This window comes from Microcoleus sp. FACHB-831 (assembly GCF_014695585.1).
In the GTDB taxonomy this organism is placed as follows: domain Bacteria; phylum Cyanobacteriota; class Cyanobacteriia; order Cyanobacteriales; family FACHB-T130; genus FACHB-831.
Genome location: NZ_JACJON010000077.1, coordinates 140,540 through 163,525 on the forward strand (window position 1 = coordinate 140,540; position 22,986 = coordinate 163,525).

Here is a 22,986-nt window from a genome sequence, read left to right on the forward strand (position 1 = left end):
GCTATTGTCCGGTTTCTAATACACTGTCAGATAAGTTAGTTTCTACTTCGCGCAAGTTTTTAAAGGCGTATCCGCACATACCTACAAGTAGCAGGCAGATAGAAGTTAGAACGTATAGCAGTGCTATTCCTGCACCACGCCCAGTACCAAAAATTGAGCCGAAGATATTTGCTAAATTGCCACCTGGCATCATTGCTGGTTCCAAAACTTTATCTGCTAAAAACCCAGCAATTAAGGGCGCGATCGCAGCCATAACTAACATGATTGCTGAACGGCTAGCAAATACCCGCCCCTGAAATTTTTGGTTTACTTTACTCAGCCAAATTGCATCCCGACAACTCCCCATCAAAGGGAAGTTTAAAGACGAACAAAACTGCGCCACAATCCAAATTAAAGGCATTTGGTTTAAACCAAATACTATTTTGCTCAAGCCTGCACCGATCATTCCTAATAACAACCCGTGTATTTTGTGCTTAGGTACACCCCAAGTGCTAACAAAAATTGCTCCCACAACGCCGCCAACGCCTGCGGCTGCCGCAACACTTCCTAAAACTTGAGCATTATTACTAGAACGAGCCAAAATCATAGGTGAATAGATTGCCGCACCTAGATCGTGGGCAAATTGAAACAATGCAGCTGCAATTAGTAGAGCCAATAAACTGGGGCGAGAAAAAATGTATTTGAAGCCAAAAATAATTTCTTTCCAACTAAATTTTGGGCTTTTGGGTTTATTTTGATTGTCTTCTGGGTGTGGCTGCGGTATATCCACAAACACTACAGTGCTAACCGCAGCTACAAAGGTAATTAAGTCAATACTTAAAATTCCGCCCAACCCAATTGCAGTATAAAGAACGCTGGCTAAAGCTGGAGCGAGGATATTAGAACCGTAATGCACTGTGGAAATCATGCCAGTAGCGCGGGCGTAATACTGTTTAGGCACTAGCATCGTTATGGATGCGGTGGCAGCGAGTTCTTGAATTTGACCAAAAGTACCCTCTAGTATCCCAGCTACATATAAGTGCCAAATTTGTAAATGACCTGTAAGAAACAGCAATAGAATAGCAAGACTAGAGAAAGCTGCCACCCCATCACCAGCCATCATCAGTAACTTGCGGTTGTAGCGATCGACAATTATCCCTGCAAAAAGAGAAATCAAAACGCGCGGTACTTGGGTAAAGAAGCCAACTAAAGCTAATGCCGTTGCTTGTCCCGTCAATTCCCAAGCCCAAATAGTTAGGGTGAAAGCAGTCATATAACTGCCAATAGTCGATACCATTTGCCCGCACCAAAGGATTGAGAACGTCCTCATGTTGGTCGGTGAAGTGTCTTGTGTCATTTATAGCTGGGACAAGTGCTTAAATAAGCAAAATATTTTTCATATACCAAATAAAACTATTTCTAATTAATTTCCGCTCTGCTCTGTGCTATGCCCAAGGGCTTAATGCAAAAATTATTCATTATTTTTTGAGCTTAAGGCCTAAAGCAGTCGCTCATAATCGTGTGAAACTACGATTTGGGAAGGCTTCAGCTAGCTTACACTCAAGGCAACCATTTAAATCAATTGATAACTATTCTCTATAAGTTTAGTCAAAACGTACAAATTTTCTTAGAGCTTATTGAGAAATGCTTGCAAGTAGTGTACGTTGATAAAGTCAAAGCAAAAAAAAGTCCTAGCAGTTGGCGAGCCATTAACTCAGGCCAAAAAGCCTTGATTTTTCGTCACTCCACATAGGTGCGTACAGGCGTGAGATTTTGTATCTCTGCGTTTGACGTAGCTTTATGCCAAATTTTCAGGTTTGAGTGAGTAGGAAAAATGCCCGAATCTAAACTCTCCCTTAATTTCTCTACGTTAGTAGACCTTTTAAGTTACAGATCTCTGCATCAAACAGAAAAAATAGCTTTTACATTCCTACAGGATGGAGAAACTGAGGAGACGAGTTGGACTTATCAAGACTTAGATCGGCGCAGTCGGGCGATCGCATCCCAATTACAGGCATTAGGTTTAACTGGAGAACGGGCGTTACTGCTATATCAACCGGGACTAGATTATTTAGCAGCTTTCTTCGGCTGTCTGTATGCAGGTGTGGTAGCCGTTCCCGCTTATCCACCTCGTAACAAGCGCAATACGCCCAGAATTAAAGCAATTCTAAAGGATTCAGAGGCGGCGATCGCGCTTACTACGACAACTATTAAATCTAGAATTCAGTCCTTACTTGAACCTGAAATCCCCGCAGGTGTAGAGACGTACTATGGCGCCTCTCTACACGGCGGTACTAATCTGCAATGGCTAACTACTGATAATCTCCCACTAGGGATAGAGGGTAATTGGCAAAAACTTATTATTAATTCTGATACTTTAGCTTTTCTGCAATATACATCTGGTTCGACGGGTACGCCTAAAGGCGTGATGTTAACTCACGGCAACTTAATTCACAATACTGCTGTGACATATCAATGTATGGAACATTCTGCCAACAGTAAATTTGTGTCTTGGTTGCCTACTTATCACGACATGGGCTTAATTGGCGGGATACTACAACCGTTATATGGTGGGTTCCCTTGCGTACTCATGACACCAACATCATTCTTGCAGCGCCCTTATAGTTGGTTGGAAGCTATCTCTCGGTATCGGGGAACCACAAGCGGCGCACCTAATTTTGCTTACGAACTTTGCGTTCAAAAAATTACTCCTGAACAAAAGCAAACCCTTGATTTAAGCAGTTGGGATGTCGCTTTTAACGGTGCAGAACCTATTCGCAACGATACATTAAATAGATTTGCCGAAACTTTTGCCGCTTGTGGCTTTCGGAAAGAAGCCTTTTATCCCTGTTATGGATTAGCTGAAGCTTCTTTAATGGTTACTGGTAGCCGTAAATCTGAAATGCCAGTTGTTAGGACTATTGATGAAGTTGCATTAGAACGCAACCAAGTTGTTGAAGCTGATATTAGTAATGAGAATATTCGTACTTTAGTTAGTTCCGGTCAAACTATAGCGGATCAGAACATTTTAATCGTTAATCCCGAAACATTAACTCGCTGTCAGCCAAATGAAGTCGGGGAAATTTGGGTATCTAGTCCTAGCGTTGGTCAAGGATATTGGAATCAAGTAGAAGAAATAAATAACACTTTTCAGGCTTATACAGCTGATACTAAAGAAGGAAAATTTCTCAGGACAGGCGATTTAGGCTTCCTACAAAATGGTGAATTATTTGTTACGGGACGCGCCAAAGATTTAATTATTATTCGCGGACGTAATCTCTATCCTCAAGATATTGAATTAACAGCAGAACGCAGTCATCCTTCTTTACGCGCTGGAAGCGTTGCAAGTTTTGCGGTTGAAGTCGCGGGTGAGGAACAATTAGTAATTGTTCAAGAAGTTGAATTTCGCCAACAACCAAATATAGAAGAAGTTACAACTGCTATTCGGCAAGCGGTTGCTGAAGAACATGAAATTCAAGTCTATGCAGTTGTTTTAATTAAAGCTGGTACTATTCCAAAAACTTCCAGTGGTAAAATTCAGCGTCGTGCAACTTGCGCTCAATATTTAGCAGGTGACTTGGAAGTTTTAGGTAGTATTGTAACTGGAAATAAAGAGTGGAAAGAAAGCGATCGCACTCTTAACCGCAAATCACTACTAGCAGTAACCTCACAAGAACAGCAAAAAGTTCTGAAATTATATATACAACAGATTGTCGATAATCTTCTGCAAGTTAAATCAGAAGTTAATCACTCTCTAAGTGCAGTTGGGCTTGATTCTTTAAAAATTTTTGAGTTGAAAAATCGCCTTGAAACCGATTTTGAAATTACTTTATCTGTAACTGAACTGTTCGGGGGAATTAGCCTTGATGAATTAGCAGCACGAATTATTAAGCAAATTACCGTAGAAGCACCTGTTTTATCAGCGATTTCACCAGTTTATCGCAATCAAAGTTTACCTTTGTCTTTTGCACAAGAACGTTTATGGTTTTTTGACCAATTAGAACCAGGGAACCCCTGTTATAATCTTGCTGCTACAGTGCATTTACAAGGACAACTAAACGTAGAAGCATTAATTCGTAGTCTCAACGAAATCATTAAAAGGCACGAAATTTTCAGGACTAAATTTGTTAGTCAAAATTGCAAACCCGTTCAAGTTATTTTGGATGAAATTACCTTTAAGTTGGCCATTATAAACTTGGCTGATTTTTCAGCAGAGGAAAGAGAAGCAGAAATAGAAAACCTATGCTTAAAAGAAGCGCGATCGCCCTTTGATTTAAGTCAAGCACCTTTATTAAGGGGTACATTATTACGTCTTTCTCAAACAGAATACAAATTGCTTTTAACTGCACAGCATATTATTTTTGATGGTTGGTCCCTGGGTATATTAATTCAGGAATTGTCATCACTATATGCAGAGACGGTTCATGAACCGTCTCTGCATAAAAAGCCAAAAATTCAATATGCTGATTATGCAGTTTGGCAGCGTAATTGGTTGCAAGGAGAAATTTTACACAAGCAATTGGCATACTGGAAGCAGCAATTAAGCGGTGATTTGCCTGTTTTAAATTTACCTACTGATTACCCACGTCCAGCAGTTCAAACTTATAACGGCGCCCGAATAAGTTTTGAAATTCCTCAAGAATTAACCCAGAAATTAAATAAATTAAGTCAGCAGGAAGGGACAACCTTATTTATGACCTTGCTGGCAGCTTTCAAAACATTAATTTATCGGTATACAGGCCAAGAAGATATTTTAATTGGTGCGCCAATTGCTAATCGCGATCGCGCCGGAATTAAAAACTTAATTGGCTTTTTTGTCAATACTTTAGTTTTGCGAACTGATATTAGTGACAATCCTAGCTTTAAGGAATTGCTGCACCGAGTGAGAGAAACAGCTTTAGGTGCTTATGCTCATCAAGAATTACCTTTTGAAAAGTTAGTAGAAAAATTACAGCCAGAGCGGGATTTAAGTTACTCGCCCTTATTTCAAGTTTCCTTTGCGCTGCAAAATGGATTAACACAAACTTTAGAATTACCAGACCTACAATTAAGCTTAAAAGAAGTTGATACGAAAACAGCTAAATTTGATTTAACGCTGTTTTTAGAAGAAACTGCACAAGGTTTAATTGGAGCATTTGAATACAATACTGATTTATTTAAATCCAGTACAATTGAAAGATTAATTGGACATTTACAAACTTTATTAACTGGAATTATTGATAACCCAGAAGCGACTATTTCTACTTTGCCATTACTAACTGCGACTGAACAGCATCAGTTATTATTGGAGTGGAATAATACTGGCGTAGATTATCCCCAGGATAAATGTATTCATCAATTATTTGAAGCACAGGTAGAAAAAACACCAGATGCAGTTGCCGTAATTTTTGAAGATAAACAACTTACTTATCAAGAAGTAAATTATCAAGCAAATAAATTAGCGAAATATCTGCAAACACTGGGAGTTAAACCAGAATCTTTAGTAGGAATTTGTGTAGAGCGATCGCCACAAATGGTTGTCGCAATTTTGGGCATACTTAAAGCAGGTGCAGCTTATGTGCCATTAGATCCAGCCTATCCCCAAGAAAGATTAGCTTTCATGTTGGAGGATACGCAAGCTACTGTATTGTTAACGCAACAACAGTTTGTAGAGACGTTTTATGAAACTTCTCTACAGGAAAACAAAACTAAAATTATTTGTTTAGATACTGATTGGCATCTGATTGAATCAGCAAATCAAGATAACTGCATCAGTAATGTTAATAGTAATAACCTTGCTTATGTAATTTATACTTCTGGATCTACTGGTTTACCTAAAGGAGTAACAATTAAACATCGCAATGCTGCCATATTATTACATTGGGCGCAATCAGTATTTACTTCTGCTGAATTAACAGGGGTATTGGCATCAACTTCAATTTGTTTCGATCTCTCAGTATTCGAGTTATTTGTGCCGTTAAGTTGGGGCGGTACAGTAATTCTGGCAGAGACTGCCTTGCATTTACCGAGTTTACCAAGCGCAGAACAAGTAACACTGATTAATACAGTACCAAGTGCGATCGCTCAATTACTACAAACCAATAGCATACCTGCCTCAGTTAGCACTATTAATTTAGCTGGTGAAGCATTACCGCCACAGTTAGTGCAGCAGTTGTATCAGTTACCAACAATTGAGCGCGTCTTCAACCTTTACGGGCCTTCGGAAGATACAACTTATTCCACATATACTTTATTGGAACGGGATGCTAGATTTATCACGATTGGTCGTCCTATCGCCAAGACGCAAGTTTATATTCTTGACTCTCAGCAGCAATTAGTTCCTGTTGGTGTACCTGGAGAAATATACATCGGCGGTGATGGTTTGGCTAAAGGTTATCTTAACCGTCCTGAATTAACAGCAGAGAAGTTTGTTGCTCACCCGTTTATTGATGAACCAGCAGCCAAGCTTTATAAAACTGGAGATTTAGCACGATACTTACCTGATGGAAATATCGAATATATTGGTCGTATTGACTATCAAGTTAAAATTCGTGGTTTTCGTATTGAGTTAGGCGAAATTGAATCTGTCATTAATCAATATTCAGCAGTACAACAAGCTGTAGTTGTAGCGAAAGAATATCAACCTGGAGATAAACGATTAATTGCTTATTTGGTTTGTTCTCAAAAGAATTTAGAAGTAGCGGATTTAAGGACATTCCTGAAAGATAAATTACCTGAGTATATGATTCCTTCAGCTTTTGTCATCCTGGAATCTTTACCGCTTACTCCTAATGGCAAACTTGACCGCAAAGCTTTACCAGCACCAGATTTTACTAATTCTGAACTTACGGCAAGTTTTGTAAAACCTCGCACTACTGAAGAGAAGAAACTGGCAGAAATTTGGAGTCAGGTTTTAGGTGTTGCCAAAGTAGGAATTTACGATAATTTCTTTGAATTGGGAGGACATTCTTTACTCGCTACCCAACTAATCGCTAAAGTGGGGGAAACATTTCAGGTTGAATTGCCTTTGCGCTACCTATTCCAATCGCCAACAGTGGAAAGTTTAGCAGCGCAAATTACGCAACAACAAACTGATTTAACAGCGAAATCAGCTAATTTAGTATCGACAATAACACCTGATATCGATCGCAAATATCAACCTTTCCCGCTTACCGATATCCAGCAAGCTTACTGGGTGGGTAGAAGTTCCGCGTTTGAATTAGGGAATATTGCCACTCATATCTATGTAGAAATTGATGCTGTTGATTTAGATTTAGAACGCTTTAACCAAGCTTGGCAGCGATCAATTGAACGTCACGATATGCTGCGGGCGATCGTTCTCCCCGATGGACAGCAACAAATCCTTAAAGAAGTACCAACCTATCAAGTTAAGGTGTTGAATCTGCGGGGACAAAGTGCGGAAGTAGTAAATGGCGAGTTGAAAAAGGTACGCGATCGCCTTTCTCATCAAATCTTACCTAGCGACACATTCCCCTTATTTGAAATTTCTGCTTCTAGGTTAGATGAACATCGTACCCGCTTACATTTCAGCTTTGATTTGTTAATTGCTGATGCTTGGAGTTTCCAAATTATTGGGCGCGAATTAGCAGCTTTATATCAAAATCGCAAAGCTGAATTAACACCATTGCAAATTTCTTTTCGAGATTATGTTTTAGGTGAAGTTAATTGTCGTAAATCGGAACAGTATCAGCGATCGCAAGAGTATTGGCGCGATCGCCTCACTACCTTGCCGCCACCGCCAGAACTACCTTTAGCGCAAAATCCCTCTGCAATTAAACATCCGCGCTTTGTCCGTCATAGTGGCAAATTAGAAGCGGCTAAATGGCTTCAACTGAAGAACTACGCCAGCAAAGTGGGAATTACACCTTCTGCGGTATTACTAGCTGCATTCGCTGAAGTATTGACAGTTTGGAGTAAAAGTCCGCGTTTCACTCTCACACTGACCTTATTTAATCGCTTGCCTCTGCATTCGCAAGTTAACGAATTGGTAGGAGACTTTACATCTCTCAGCCTTTTGGCAGTGGACAACTCAACAGAAGATAGTTTTGGCGATCGCGCCCGTCGATTGCAAGCGCAACTCTGGGAAGATTTAGACCACCGTGATGTTAGTGGCGTGCAAGTTTTGCGTGAATTAGCCCGAACTCAAGGCAGACTTTCTAGTGCTTTAATGCCTGTAGTCTTCACCAGTACTTTAACGCAGGAAGGTTTAGGAGAACAGAAATTTCCCTTAGATTGGTTGGGAGAGATGACTTATGGTATTACTCAAACGCCGCAAGTTTTCCTCGACCATCAAGTTGCAGAAGAAGCAGGCGCATTAGTTTTCAACTGGGATGCGGTAGAAGCAATTTTTCCGGCCGGAATGTTGGACGATATGTTTGCTGCTTATTGCAACTTCCTCGAAAGTCTGGCGGAAAAAGAGGAAAACTGGCAAGAAATTCATCCCCAACTTATTCCGCATAGGCAATTACAGCAATTGGCAGCTATTAATGCGACTGATGCTTCGCTTTGGGCGGACACAGGGGTACCGCCCCTACTGCACACCTTATTTACCGCGCAAGTAGATTTACAGGCAGAAAAAGCGGCTGTAATTACGACCGAACGCACCCTCACTTATGCAGAGTTATACCGTCTTGCTAATCAACTTGGTCACAAACTGCGAGATTTAGGCGCAAAACCAAATCAGTTAGTTGCAGTTGTGATGGAGAAAGGATGGGAACAAGTTGTAGCTGTGTTGGGGATTTTGATGTCTGGTGCAGCGTATGTGCCTATCGATCCTAAATTACCCCAAGAAAGGCGATCCCATTTATTCGCCCAAGCAGATATTCAGCTAGTTGTGACTCAACCTTGCGTTGACAAACGATTGTATTGGTCAGAAGGTATTCAGCGCATTTGCGTCGATAGCAAAAATGTAGAAACGCGATATATCTCGTCTCTACAACCAATCCAAAAACCTGAAGATATCGCCTATGTAATTTACACTTCTGGTTCTACAGGGTTGCCTAAAGGCGTAGCGATCGACCATCGCGGCGCAGTTAATACAATTCTGGATATCAATCACCGCTTTAATGTCCAAACTTCAGACAAAGTATTCGCCCTTTCTGCCCTTAACTTTGACCTCTCGGTTTATGACATCTTCGGAACTTTAGCTGCTGGCGGCACAATTATTATTCCCGATGCTTGCACCGTCCAAGAACCCTCTCACTGGGCAGAATTAATGAAGCAAGAAAAGATTACCGTTTGGAACTCTGTACCCGCTTTAATGCAAATGATGGTGGATTATGGTACTAACAATCCTGCTATCTTCCAAAATCTGCGCTTAGTAATGATGAGTGGTGATTGGTTGCCGCTAAATCTACCCAATCAAATTAAAGCTTTAAATCCAGAAACCGACGTTATTAGTTTAGGTGGTGCAACAGAAGCTTCTATTTGGTCAATCTACTATCCGATTGAATCAGTTAACCCCAATTGGAAAAGCATTCCCTACGGTAAACCCCTACAAAATCAGCGTTTCTATGTTTTAAATCATACCCTCGAACCTTGTCCGATATGGGTAACAGGACAACTTTATATTGGCGGAATTGGATTAGCTAAATGCTATTGGCGAGATGAAGCAAAAACATCTGCTAGTTTCATCACCCATCCCCGTACAGGTGAAAAACTGTATAAACCTGGCGATTTAGGGCGTTATCTCCCCGATGGCAATATCGAATTTTTAGGTAGAGAAGACTTTCAAGTTAAGATTGGTGGCTATCGGATTGAGTTAGGTGAAATTGAAGCAGCATTACTCAAACATCCCGCAGTTAAAGAAGCAGTAGTTAATGCAGTTGGTGACAAACCCACTCACAAGCGATTAGTGGCTTATCTTGTGTTTGATTCTCTACAAAATCCACCATCAGATGAACTACGTAGTTTTTTAAGTGAAAAACTACCAGCTTATATGATTCCTACTGCATTCGTAATGTTAGAAAACTTACCACTAACAGCGAATGGCAAAGTTAATCGTCAAGCTTTACCGATACCGAGTGCTGTTCAAGAGTTAGATTCTACTGTCATTGCACCTCGTAACCCTACCGAAACAATATTGACGAGGTTGTGGTTTGAAGTTCTAGGTGTGGAAAAAATAGGTATCTACGATAACTTCTTTGATTTAGGCGGCGATTCGATTTTAGTTACTCAATTAATTGCCAAAGTGCGCGAAACTTTCAACATTGAACTACCTTTACGCGATTTCTTTGAAACACCTACTATTGCGGGTCAAGTTACAAACATTCTCCACGCTCCACAGCAACGGCTCAAAGTAGAACAGACTGCGGAATTACTAATGAGCATAACTGAACTTTCTGATGATGAAGTAGAAAAAATGCTGGCGGAAAAAACAGCACTAATCGGAGTAGGAGCTTAAACAATGAGTAATTTTAAACTTAACTCTAAAAGACGGGCATTACTGGAATTATTGCTCAAAGAACAAGGAGTAGAAGCTTCATCTAATCAAAGAATTCCGCGCCGACAAGAAAGCGATTCTATTCCGTTATCATTTGCTCAACAACGGTTATGGTTTTTAGAGCAATTCGATCCTGGGGCATCGGCTTATAACTTAACTGGTGCTGTGCTGTTCAAAGGACAGTTAAATGTAGCCGTTTTGGAGCAAAGTTTTAATGCGATCGCACAGCGTCACGAAGCATTACGAACTAATTTTACTAACGTTGATGGTAAATTAATTCAAGCGATCGCGCCTGCGGATGCTTGCCACTTAAATTTAACAATTATTGATTTAACTCAATTAGCACCAAACGAACAACAAGCAACAATTCAGCGTTTGGCTATTGAGGAAGATAGACAACCATTTGATTTAGAAAAAGAACTATTATTACGAACCAAGTTGCTGAAATTAGATGCTCAGCAATACGTCTTACTGTTGACAATGCACCACATTGTCTCAGATGGTTGGTCGATAGGAGTGCTGATTAAAGAATTAGCAGCATTATACGAATCTTTTTCTACTGGTAAGCAATCTAATTTACCAGAGTTGCCAATTCAGTATGCAGACTTTGCTATCTGGCAAAGGCAGTGGCTACAAGGTGATGTCCTGAACAATCAGCTATCTTACTGGCGGCAACAATTAGAGGGATTGCCACCTTTATTAGAACTGCCGACTGATAGACCTAGACCTGCAATCCAAACAAGTTGCGGTGGTACGCGATCAATCTTACTACCCCAAGAATTAACTACAGCACTGAAAAAACTCAGCCAACAGGAAGATGTCACTTTATTTATGACTTTGTTGGCGGCATTTAAAACGCTGCTGTGTCGCTACATAGGACAGACAGATATAGTTGTAGGTTCTACAATTGCTAACCGCAATCGCTCAGAAATTGAAGGATTAATTGGAGTTTTCATTAATACATTAGTTCTGCGTACAAATCTATCAGGTAATCCCAGTTTTCGTGATTTGCTGCGACGAGTGCGCGAGGTGACGTTAGGAGCATACAATCATCAAGATTTACCTTTTGAAAAGTTAGTTGAAGAATTACAGCCTACTCGTAGTCTTAGCCGTAATCCCTTATTTCAGGTAATGTTCCAATTAAGGAACGCGCCTATGCCTGCTTTAGAAATACCTGGATTAAATTTAAGTTTGTTGGAAGTTGAGCGGGGAACAACCCAGTTTGACTTAAGTTTAGATATGGAGGAAGTAGGAGAAAGGCTAAAGGCATCAATTGAATACAGCACTGATTTATTTGACGCAGCAACTATTACTAGAATGTTGGGGCATTTGCAAACAATACTTGAAGGTATTGTTGCTAATCCCGATCAAAGTATTTCTCATTTACCGTTGCTGACACAGGTAGAACAGCAGCAAGTATTAGCATGGAATGATACTAAAATTGCATATCCAGAAGTATTAATTCATCAGTTATTTGAGCAGCAGGTAGAACGTACCCCTGATGCGATCGCGGTAGTTTATGAAGATGTAGAGACGCGATATATCGCGTCTCTAACATACATAGAACTGAATCAAAAAGCTAATTCCTTAGCACATTACTTACAAAAATTGGGAGTAGGTGCTGATGATTTAGTGGGGATTTGTGTAGAGCGATCGCTCGATACAATTATCGGTATTCTAGGCATTCTTAAAGCAGGTGGTGCTTACTTGCCCTTAGATCCTGCTTATCCTCGACATCGGTTGGCATTAATGTTAGAAGATGCCCAAGTACCGATTTTAATAACTCAAAAGCATTTATCAGAACAACTACCTCAACATCAAACATCTGTTGTTTATTTAGATGCACATTGGCAATTAATTAATCAAGAAAACCAGGAAAATCCTGTTGTTAATTCCACAGCAGAAAATCTCGCTTATGTAATTTATACTTCCGGTTCAACTGGTAAACCCAAGGGAGTGATGATTGCCCATCAATCCTTGGCAAATTATGTACAAGCAGCAGTAGCGGAATATGGGATTGGAATGTGCGATTCTCCTGCGGAGACGCGACGCGAACGCATTCTGCAATTTGCTTCCTTAAGTTTTGATACCAGTGCAGAAGAGATTTTTCCAGCACTCACTACAGGGGCTACTCTGGTATTGCGAACAGATGAGATGTTAGGGGCAGTATCTCAATTCCTGCAAAAATGCCTTGATTTACAAATTACTGTTTTAGATTTACCCACAGCTTACTGGCATGAATTAACTCACGCCATACAGCAAGAAAATTTAAAATTACCTCCATCAATCCGCTTAATTCTAATTGGTGGTGAAAAGGCACTACCTGAAAAAGTTGCCATTTGGAAAAAACATATAGATAATTCCGTTCGTTTGGTTAATACTTATGGACCAACAGAAGCAACAATTGTTTCAACTAAATACGAGTTATCCCCACCAGAAGTAGTTAATACAGTAAATATTCCTATTGGTAAACCTATTGCTAATGCTCAAATATATATTTTAGACGGCAATTTGCAACTGGTTCCCATTGGTGTTCCAGGCGAGTTATATATTGGCGGTGCTGGTTTAGCAAAAGGCTATTTAAATCGTCCTGAACTGACAGCAGAAAAATTTATCCTTAATCCTTATGCTCATGCAGAGGATAGTTATCCTTATTCGTCAGAGATTCTGTATAAAACAGGAGATTTAGTTCGCTATCTCCCAGATGGAAATATTGAGTATTTAGGACGGATTGATAATCAGGTAAAAATTAGAGGTTTTCGGATTGAATTAGGGGAAATAGAGGCAGCCGTACTGCAATATCCTGAAATTAAAGAAACAGTTGTTTTAGTTTGGGAAGATGAGACTAGCTATAAACGATTAGTCGCTTACATTGTTCCCAAGGTTGCTCGGGATTTAAATTCTAGCGAAATCAGAAGTTTTTTAAATGCAAAACTTCCTGAATACATGATGCCTGCTAGCTTTATACTGCTAGATAAGCTACCCCTTACTCCTAACGGTAAAGTTGATAAGCAAGCTCTACCAAAACCCGAAGATAAACTTGCTCCAGCAGTTGATTTAGTTCCTCCCAAAACTACGACAGAAGAATTATTAGCTCGGATATGGAGTGAAGTTTTAAGAATAGAGCGGGTAGGTATCCATGACAACTTTTTTGAGTTGGGTGGCGATTCTATCCTGAGTATTCAAATTATTTCTAAGGCTAATCAAGCAGGATTACAACTAACTCCTAAATTGTTATTCCAACATCAAACAATTGCGAAATTAGCAGCAGTAGTAGGTACAAACCAAACAATTCAATCTGAACAAAATTTAATAGTTGGTCAAGTACCCCTAACACCAATTCAACATTGGTTTTTTGAGGAAGATTTTGTCGATCCTCATCACTGGAATCAAGCAGTTTTGTTAGAAGTACGACAACCACTTAATTTAACTTTGTTGCAACAAGCCATACAGCAGTTATTGTTACATCACGATGCTTTACGCTTAAGGTTTGTGCAATCAGAATCTGGTTGGCAACAATTTAATGCAGAACCAGATAATGTTGTGCCATTTACACAGATAGATTTATCAGCATTATCAGTAGATGAACAAAAAAATGCGATCGCATCTACCGCCAGCGAAATCCAAGCTAGTTTAAATTTAGCTGAAGGGTCAATAGTACGGGTAGCTTTGTTTGATTTAGGCGCACAAGCAAGCCGCTTATTAATTGTGATCCATCATTTAGCGGTTGATGGTGTTTCTTGGCGAATTTTAATATCCGATTTACAAACAGCTTACGAACAGTTAAATCGTGGTGAAACTATAAAACTGCCAGCGAAAACAACTTCTTTTAAATATTTGGCTGAACGTTTAGTAGACTATGCACAATCTCCAACCTTGCACTCAGAGTTAAATTACTGGTTAGCATTACAAAAACCTGTTAGTTGCTTACCAGTAGACTATCCAGAAGGAACTAATACAGTAGCAACAGCCGCTAATGTTTCTGTATTACTAAGTCAAGAAGAAACTCAAGCATTGTTGCAAGAAGTTCCTAAGACTTATCGCACAGAAATTAATGATGTATTACTAACAGCATTAGTTCAAGCTTTTGCCCAGTGGACAAACAACAGTAAATTACTCGTAGATTTAGAAGGACACGGGCGCGAAGAAATTTTTGATGATGTCGATTCGTCGCGTACTGTTGGTTGGTTTACTTCTGTATTTCCAGTGTTGTTGCAACTTACAGATGCAGCTAACCCTGGAGAAACTTTGAAGGTAGTAAAAGAACAGTTGCGTAGTATTCCCAATCGTGGCATCGGCTATGGGATTTTACGCTACTTGAGCGACATTGCTCAACAACTACAAACCTGTCCAAAGGCAGAGGTCAATTTTAATTACTTTGGACAATTTGACCAAGCTTTACCAGAATCATCTTTGTTTGGATTAACTCAAGATCCCTGCGGTTCGGCATTTAGCCCTAAAGGAAATCGATCTTATTTATTAGAAATTAACGGTTTTGTTAGCGGTGGAAAACTACAAATTGATTGGACATATAGCGAGGAAATTTATCGACGTGCAACAGTTGAGCGTTTAGCTGAGAGTTATTTAGACAAATTGCGATCGCTTATTTCCCACTGTCAATCTCCCGAAGCTGGAGGCTATACCCCTTCTGACTTCTCAGAGTTTCAGTGGAGTCAATGGAGCCAAACAGATTTAGACGAAATTTTAACAGCAATAGGAGAGGTTTGAAATGGGCAAAGGTAACGTTGAAGATTTCTATCCCATTTCGCCCATGCAGCAGGGGATGCTTTTCCACACAATTTATGAACCTAATTCTGGGGTTTATTTTGAACAGCTAAGTTGTACCATCCAAGGCAACTTGAATGTAGAGTTTTTCCAACGCGCTTGGCAGCAGGTAATTGATCGGCATCCGATTTTACGCACCTGCTTTATTTGGGAAGGCATCAAAGAACCTGTGCAAGCCGTCCAGCGCCAGGTAAAATTGCCCTGGCAGCAATATGATTGGCAAGAAATACCCACAACTGAACAGCAACAAAAATTAGAGTTTTTCTTACAAGCAGATCGAGAACAAGGATTCGATCTCAAGCAAACGCCACCCATGCGTTTAACATTAATTAGGTTAAGCAAAGATAGTTATCGCTTTATTTGGAGTCACCACCACATTTTGTTAGATGGTTGGTCAAATCCTATATTGTTAAAGGAAATTTTTGATTATTACTCTGCATTTTGTCAAGGTGAAGAATTATCTTTACCTCGCCCCCGTCCTTATCGAGATTATATTGCTTGGCTGCATCAACAGAAATTATCCCAGGCTGAGGCTTTCTGGCGGGAAAAATTAATAGGATTTGGATCGCCTACAACTTTAAAAATTACTCAAAATCAGTTGAGTGTTGGAGATACTCAATCAAGTTACGACGACCAAGAAATTCATTTATCAGCAACTACAACCACAGCTTTACAATCTCTAGCGCGACAGCATCAGTTAACACTTAATACATTAGTACAAGCAGCATGGGCATTGTTATTAAGTCGTTATAGTGGCGAAAATGATGTTGTTTTTGGGACTGCTGTTTCTGGTCGCCCGCCTAGTTTAATTGGCTCAGATGCGATGGTAGGGTTGTTTATTAATACTCTGCCAGTACGGGTTAAGATTGGCGCGTCAGATACTCTTTTATCTTGGTTAAAACAGCTACAAGCGCAACAAGTCGATGCGCGTCAGTATGAATATACTCCCTTAGCTGAAATCCAAAGATGGAGTGAAGTTGCTGGCGGTATGCCTTTATTTGAAAGTTTGATAGTTTTTGAAAATTATCCCTTAGATGCGGCTGTTCAGCAGATAAATCAAGATTTACAAATTAAGGATGTTATATCTTTTGAAAAAACTAACTATCCACTAACTGTAATGGCAGTACCAGGCGCAGAGTTATCGTTAAAGATGTTGTACGATACTCAGCGATTTGATGCTGCTACAATTCAGCGAATTTTAGGACATCTGCAAACATTGTTAGCAGGTATGGTTGCGGAACCGAATCAATCTTTGGCAACGCTGCCAATGCTGACAAAGGATGAATTACATCAGCTTTTGGTGGAGTTTAATCAAACGCGATCTACAATTAATAATTGTACAATTACTCAATTATTTGAAGCACAGGTAGAAAAAACACCAGATGCTGTTGCCGTTATCTGTGAGAACCAACAACTTACTTATCGAGAACTAAATCAGAAAGCAAATCAACTAGCTTCTTATTTGCAATCTTTGGGTGTTAAACCTGAAGTTTTGGTAGGGGTTTGTGTAGAGCGATCGCTCTATACTATAATTGCCTTACTCGGTATACTAAAAGCTGGTGGCGCTTACGTTCCCTTAGACCCCACTTATCCCCAAGAACGTTTAGCATTTATGCTGGCAGATGCTCAAGTGTCAGTGCTATTAACCAAAAAAGCACTCTTAGAAATTCTGCCTCAACATAACGCTAATGTTGTTTGTTTAGATACAGATGGGAAAGCTATAGAAACCGCCCCAGTAAATACTAATATTGTAAATTTAAATCCCTCTAGCCTTGCCTATGTTCTATATACATCAGGCTCTACTGGAACGCCTAAAGGTGTTTTAGGTTTACATAGCAACACCGTTAATCGCTTAACATGGAATCCTTACCCATTTTCACCTGATGAAATTTGTTGCCAAAAAACTTCCCTTAACTTTGTAGACTCGGTTTGGGAAATTTTTGCACCATTAATTCACGGTATACCCACAGTAATTATTCCCGATCAAACAGTTAAATATCCCGAACAATTAGTTAAAACTCTCTCTGAACAAAATGTTACTCGCTTGGTTTTAGTTCCCTCTTTGTTGCGGGTAATATTAGATACGTTCACGGATTTAGATAAACGTCTACCTAAACTTAAGTATTGGGTTAGTAGTGGTGAAGCACTTTCTGTAGATTTAGTACAAAGTTTTTACCAACAACTGCCTAACAGCAGATTAATTAACCTTTATGGTTCATCAGAAGTAGCTGCTGACGTTACTTGGCACGATACTAGCACAAGTGAATTTAGTGATTTTGTGCCTATTGGTGGCCCAATTGCTAATACCCAAGTTTATATATGCGATCGCAATTTACAACCAGTACCCATCGGTGTACAAGGTGAGATCTATATCGGCGGGGCAAATTTAGCACGCGGCTATTTAAACCGTCCCGAATTAACGGCAGAAAAATTTATTACTAACCCGTTAACAACTCAATTAAATTCTCAGATTGAGATTTCCGAGAAGTTGTATAAAACTGGGGATTTGGGTTGTTACTTACCTAATGGAGAAATTAAATATTTAGGTAGAATTGACCATCAAGTAAAAATTCGCGGTATTCGTATAGAAATAGGTGAAATTGAAGCGTTAATAAATCAATATCCCGCAGTTGCAGATAGTGTTGTAATTGTTAGAGAAGATTCGCCTGGTAATCAGCGCCTAGTTGCTTATGTAGTCAGTAAAACCGATATTACTCAGGAAGTGCGGAGCTTTTTAAAACAACATTTGCCAGAGTATATGATTCCTGCTGCATTTGTACAAATGGAGGCTTTACCACTAACACCAAATGGAAAAATCAATCGTCTTGCATTACCTGCATCTGATAATTATCGTCCAGAGCAAGAGTCAGTTTTTGTAGCACCTCAAACACAAATTGAACAGGAAATTGCGGAAATTTGGACAGCAGTTTTAAGTTTAGACAAGGTGGGAATTAAAGATAACTTTTTCGATTTGGGAGGTCATTCCTTAATGGCGACTCAATTAATCTCGCGGGTTAAGAAAAATTTTGGAGTGGATGTAAGTTTGCCAGAGTTCTTTAAATCTCCCACTATTAAAGATTTAGCTGAAATAGTGGAAACACAAATTTTGATTAAATCGAATGGTGCAAAAATTGATGAACTATTAGACCAGATGGAAAACCTTGATGAAGCAGAAGTCCAGAAGCTTTTATCTCTTACTAATGGTAGATAAGATCAAAATCAAAAAGTTATTTACTAGGGTTTTAGTACAGCAATTTTTTTGTTAACTAACCACAGATGGATACAGATATACACAGATGTAATAACTGATTTTTGCAGTAAATCAACTGAGAACCTGTCCGGTTAATAATATTGCACCTTTAAGTAACCGGATAATTCCCGAAGTTAGGAAGTGAAGCAAATGAATGAAGGAACAATAGAAGTGCAAAAAATTTATCAAGGTGGGCAACCATCTGGTGGTTTGCAGGACAGGTTTGAAGAACAAATTATTAATTTATTTTCTGCTACTGAAGAATCAAGTGCAGAAACAGAATTACAAACCAGGATTGACTTAATTACTAAAAGCTTTTTAGAAGCTAAACAAATTAGTAGAGACGTAGATTTAGAATCAGTTGTTGAAAAATTTGCTGATAGTAAACTTCCTCTATTTCCAACTGACATAGATAGTTATATAGAAGATTTAGCTACTAATGTTGTCGCTGATTCGATCCATGTATCTTCACCCAGATTTATCGGTCACATGACAAGTTCGCTTCCCTATTTTTTCCAGCCATTAGGGAAGCTAATGACAGCGATGAACCAAAATGTAGTGAAGGTGGAAACCGCCAAAGCATTTAGCCCTTATGAACGCCAAGCTTTGGCGATGATGCACCGCTTAATTTACGGTTTTGGTGATGATTTTTATACTCAACATACTCAAAATAGTGAGAGTACGTTGGGGATGATGGTAACTGGTGGAACACTGGCTAATATTACCGCCATGTGGTGCTATCGGAATGCTTTGTTAGGAGCAAAAGATGATTTTGGTGGTGTAGAAAATGAAGGTTTAGCTGCGGCGTTAAACTTTTATGGATATCAGGGCGCGGTGATAATTGGCTCTAGCTTAATGCACTACTCTTTTGAGAAAGCTGCGGGATTATTAGGAATAGGCGATCGCAATTTAATTAAAATTCCCACAGACCAAAATCATCGGCTGAATCTAGCTGCACTGCGAGAAACAATAACCGAGTGTCGTCAACGCAATCTATTAATTATTGCTTTAGTTGGAATTGCTGGAACTACTGATTCTGGGGCGATAGATCCACTGCTTGAAATGAGTGCGATCGCGCAAGAATATAATATCAATTTTCATGTCGATGCTGCTTGGGGTGGCGCAGTTCTTTTTTCTGAACAAAATCAACATAAACTCGCTGGCATAGAATTAGCAGATTCCGTCACAATTGACGGACATAAACAACTGTATTTGCCAATGGGTTTAGGCATGGTGATTTTAAGAAATCCCCATTTAGCAAAATATATTGAAAAAACCGCCCGTTATACTGTTCGTAAAGAATCACCGGATTTAGGTAAACGCAGCTTAGAAGGTTCCCGCCCAGGAATGAGCTTATTTTTACAAGCTGCATTAAATATCATTGGGCATAAAGGTTATGAATTTTTAATTGATTCCGGCATTAAAAAAGCTCAATACCTTGCTAATGAAATTAACAGGAAGCCAGAATTTGAATTATTGTTTAAACCAGAAATTAATATTCTGCTATACCGCTATATTCCAGAACCATTTAGACAAAAAACTGCTCAAGGAAAATTAACTACATCTGACAATCAAGCAATTAATGACTTTAATGAGTTGTTGCAAAATGCCCAGCGCCAAGCTGGTAATACTTTCGTCTCACGCACAACATTAGAAAACACTGCCTATGGTGCAGGAGTACCAATTGTTGCATTGCGCGTAGTTCTGGCTAATCCTTTAACTACTGAAGCTGATATTGATGCAGTACTGAACGATCAAATAAAAACCGCCGCAAAGCTTCCCGTGATTACATTTAATGAGGAGGTTAATGATGACAACCTCTAATCGCTTAGAACGATTAAAAAATCTTTCACCTGAGAAACGGTTACTACTTCTAAAAGCGTTGCGAGAAGAAGCAGCAATTACAGAAGAATCCAATACTATTCCAAGACGTTCTCAACTAAATCCTTCTCCCCTATCTTTTGCACAACAAAGACTTTGGTTTTTGGCTCAACTATCTCCAGGTAATCCCGCCTACAATTTACCTGCGGCTGTATCTCTCAAAGGTCAGCTAAATATTGCGGCGTTAGAACAAACTTTTCAAGAAATTATCCAGCGACACGAAGTTTTACGCACTAATTTTGCGCTGGTAGATGGGGAAGCAGTACAAGTAATTTCTGACACTGCTACTTTTACCCTGCCCATCATTAATCTACAAGCTTTAGCGGATACAAAACAGCAAGCTGAAATTCAACGTTTAGCTGTTGAAGAAGCACAAACACCATTTAACTTAAGCAAGGAGTTATTGCTACGCGGGAAGTTGTTACAACTAAGCGACAGCGAGTATGTGTTGCTATTTACAATGCACCACATTATCTCGGATGGTTGGTCGATGGGTGTCCTCATCCGAGAAGTAGCCGCACTTTATCCAGCTTTTTGTACTGCTAAATCTTCTCATTTACCTGAATTACCTATTCAGTATGCAGATTTTGCTGTTTGGCAACGCCAATATTTACAAGGAGAAGAACTAGATAAACAGTTAAGTTATTGGAAACAACAATTAGGCGGTGCTTTACCTGTTTTAGAGTTACCTACAGACATACGCCCAACTGTTCCCACATTTAAGGGGGCGCAGCATTTATTTGTAATACCCCTCAGCTTAACTGAAGCGATTAAAAATCTTTGCCAGCAGGAAGAAGTAACTTTATTCATGGCTTTACTGGCAGGATTTCAAACTTTACTTTACTGCTACACAAAGCAGGAAGATATTAGATTGGGATCGCCGATTGCTAGCCGTAGCCGTGTTGAACTTGAGGGCTTAATTGGCTTTTTTGTTAATACTTTGGTGTTGCGAACCAATTTAAGCGGAAATCCGACTTTTAGGGAATTGTTAGTGCGATCGCGCCAAGTTTGCTTACAAGCTTATGCCCATCAAGACGTACCTTTCGAGAAACTGGTAGAAGAACTACAACCAGAACGAAAAATCGGTCAAAACCCCTTATATCAAGCTTGGTTTGTACTTCAAAATACCCCCACTCCACCCTTAGAACTTCCAGGCTTAACAATGAGGTTGCTAGATAGTAAAACCACAACAGCAAGGCATGATTTACTTTTAGATATTTGGGAAAGTGCATCAGGTTGGCACTGCACCTTTGAGTACAAAACAGACTTATTTAATCGGGCGACAATATCTCGAATAGCGCAATCTTTTCAAACACTTTTACACCAAGTAGTAATTCAACCCAACAGTAACTTATCTGAATTAGCAACAATTATCGCTGAAACTGACAAACAACAACAACTTAGCCAAGAACAAGAAATGCAAACTGCTAACATTCAAAAATTAAAAAGCATCAAACGCAAAGCCATCCACAGCTAAACTGCTTAAACCAGCACAATTATCTCAAAAAATCATCGGCGTTAATCTGCGTGCATCTGCTTTTATCTGCGTTCTAAAAAACTATAATTCTTGCAATAAATCTACTTAATTCACAAAACAAATCATGGCAAACCCAGAAATCGGAAAACCCTCAATCAGCAAATTAGGAAACATCAGCCGTCGCAAAGCTGTTAGTGTCTCCCATGAATCCTTAATCACCACAGAATATCTTAACACTGGTAAATTACTACCTTTAGTAATTGCACCAACTCTAGAAGGGTTAAATTTAGTAACTTGGGCTGAATACAATCAGCAATTTATTAATTCACAACTGTTATGGCATGGAGGCATACTACTTCGCAACTTTAAAATTGATGGAATAAGCTGCTGTGAAGAATTTATCAAAACTATTGCTGGCGACTTACTAGAATACTCTTTTTGCTCAACCCCACGTAGTCAAGTTAGCGGCAATATCTACACCTCAACAGAATATCCAGCCGATCAAATCATCCCGCAACATAACGAGATGTCATACTCTCTTAACTGGCCCATGAAAATAGCTTTTCATTGTGTCAAAAAATCTCAATATGGCGGAGAAACACCAATAGCTGATAGCCACAAAGTCTTTAACCGCATTTCTAAAAAAATTAGAGATAAATTTATAGAAAAAGGTGTCATGTATGTGCGAAACTATGGAGGAGGGATAGACTTACCTTGGCAAAATGTTTTCAATACAGATAACAAGTCTGAAGTAGAAAATTATTGTCGGCAAGCAGAAATTGAGTTTGAATGGAAACATGACGGTTTAAGAACAAGGCAAGTTTGTCAAGCAGTCGCCCAACATCCAAAAACATCACAAATGGTGTGGTTTAATCAAGCACATCTATTTCATATTTCCAGTTTAAAACCAAGCATTCGTCAAGAGCTTTTATCCTCATTTAAAGAAGAAGATTTACCGCGTAATGCTTATTACGGCGATGGTACTCCAATCCCAGATGATGTATTAGTAGAAATTCGTCAAGTTTATCAGGAAGAAACAATCATCTTTCCTTGGAAAGAAGGAGATGTATTGTTATTAGACAATATGTTAGCTACCCATGGAAGAATGCCATTTTCAGGTACACGCAAAATTGTTGTAGGAATGGCTGAACCTTTTGTAAACTAATCAGTTCT

7 protein-coding genes are annotated in these 22,986 nt (G+C 39.4%); 6 read left to right on the plus strand and 1 reads right to left on the minus strand.

Features of this window, described 5'->3' with window-relative positions:
• Position 1: 1 nt before the first annotated feature.
• Positions 2-1,336, minus strand: coding sequence for an MFS transporter (locus H6F77_RS25185; protein ID WP_242022605.1), 1,335 nt, complete (start codon positions 1,334-1,336; stop codon positions 2-4).
• Between the two features lie 477 nt (positions 1,337-1,813).
• Between H6F77_RS25185 and H6F77_RS25190 the strand changes: the two genes are divergently transcribed.
• The 6 genes from H6F77_RS25190 (at position 1,814) to H6F77_RS25215 (ending at position 22,978) form a co-directional block, all read left to right on the plus strand.
• Entirely contained in the window at positions 1,814-10,381 is an 8,568-nt protein-coding gene (locus tag H6F77_RS25190; RefSeq protein WP_190491659.1) for a non-ribosomal peptide synthetase, read from the plus strand.
• Positions 10,382-10,384: 3 nt separating this feature from the next.
• On the plus strand, positions 10,385-15,148 hold the full coding sequence (locus H6F77_RS25195) for a non-ribosomal peptide synthetase (protein ID WP_190491660.1): 4,764 nt from the start codon (positions 10,385-10,387) through the stop codon (positions 15,146-15,148).
• Position 15,149: 1 nt separating this feature from the next.
• On the plus strand, positions 15,150-18,416 hold the full coding sequence (locus H6F77_RS25200) for a non-ribosomal peptide synthetase (RefSeq protein ID WP_190491661.1): 3,267 nt from the start codon (positions 15,150-15,152) through the stop codon (positions 18,414-18,416).
• 189 nt (positions 18,417-18,605) lie between these two features.
• Positions 18,606-20,279, plus strand: coding sequence for a pyridoxal-dependent aspartate 1-decarboxylase PanP (gene panP, locus H6F77_RS25205; protein WP_190491662.1), 1,674 nt, complete (start codon positions 18,606-18,608; stop codon positions 20,277-20,279).
• Positions 20,266-21,813: a condensation domain-containing protein gene (locus tag H6F77_RS25210; protein WP_190491663.1), complete on the plus strand. Its 1,548-nt coding sequence runs from the start codon at positions 20,266-20,268 to the stop codon at positions 21,811-21,813. Before panP ends, H6F77_RS25210 begins: the two co-directional genes overlap by 14 nt.
• 124 nt (positions 21,814-21,937) lie before the next feature.
• Positions 21,938-22,978, plus strand: a complete 1,041-nt coding sequence (locus H6F77_RS25215) for a TauD/TfdA family dioxygenase (RefSeq protein WP_190491664.1) — start codon at positions 21,938-21,940, stop codon at positions 22,976-22,978.
• The last annotated feature ends 8 nt before the right edge of the window (positions 22,979-22,986 follow it).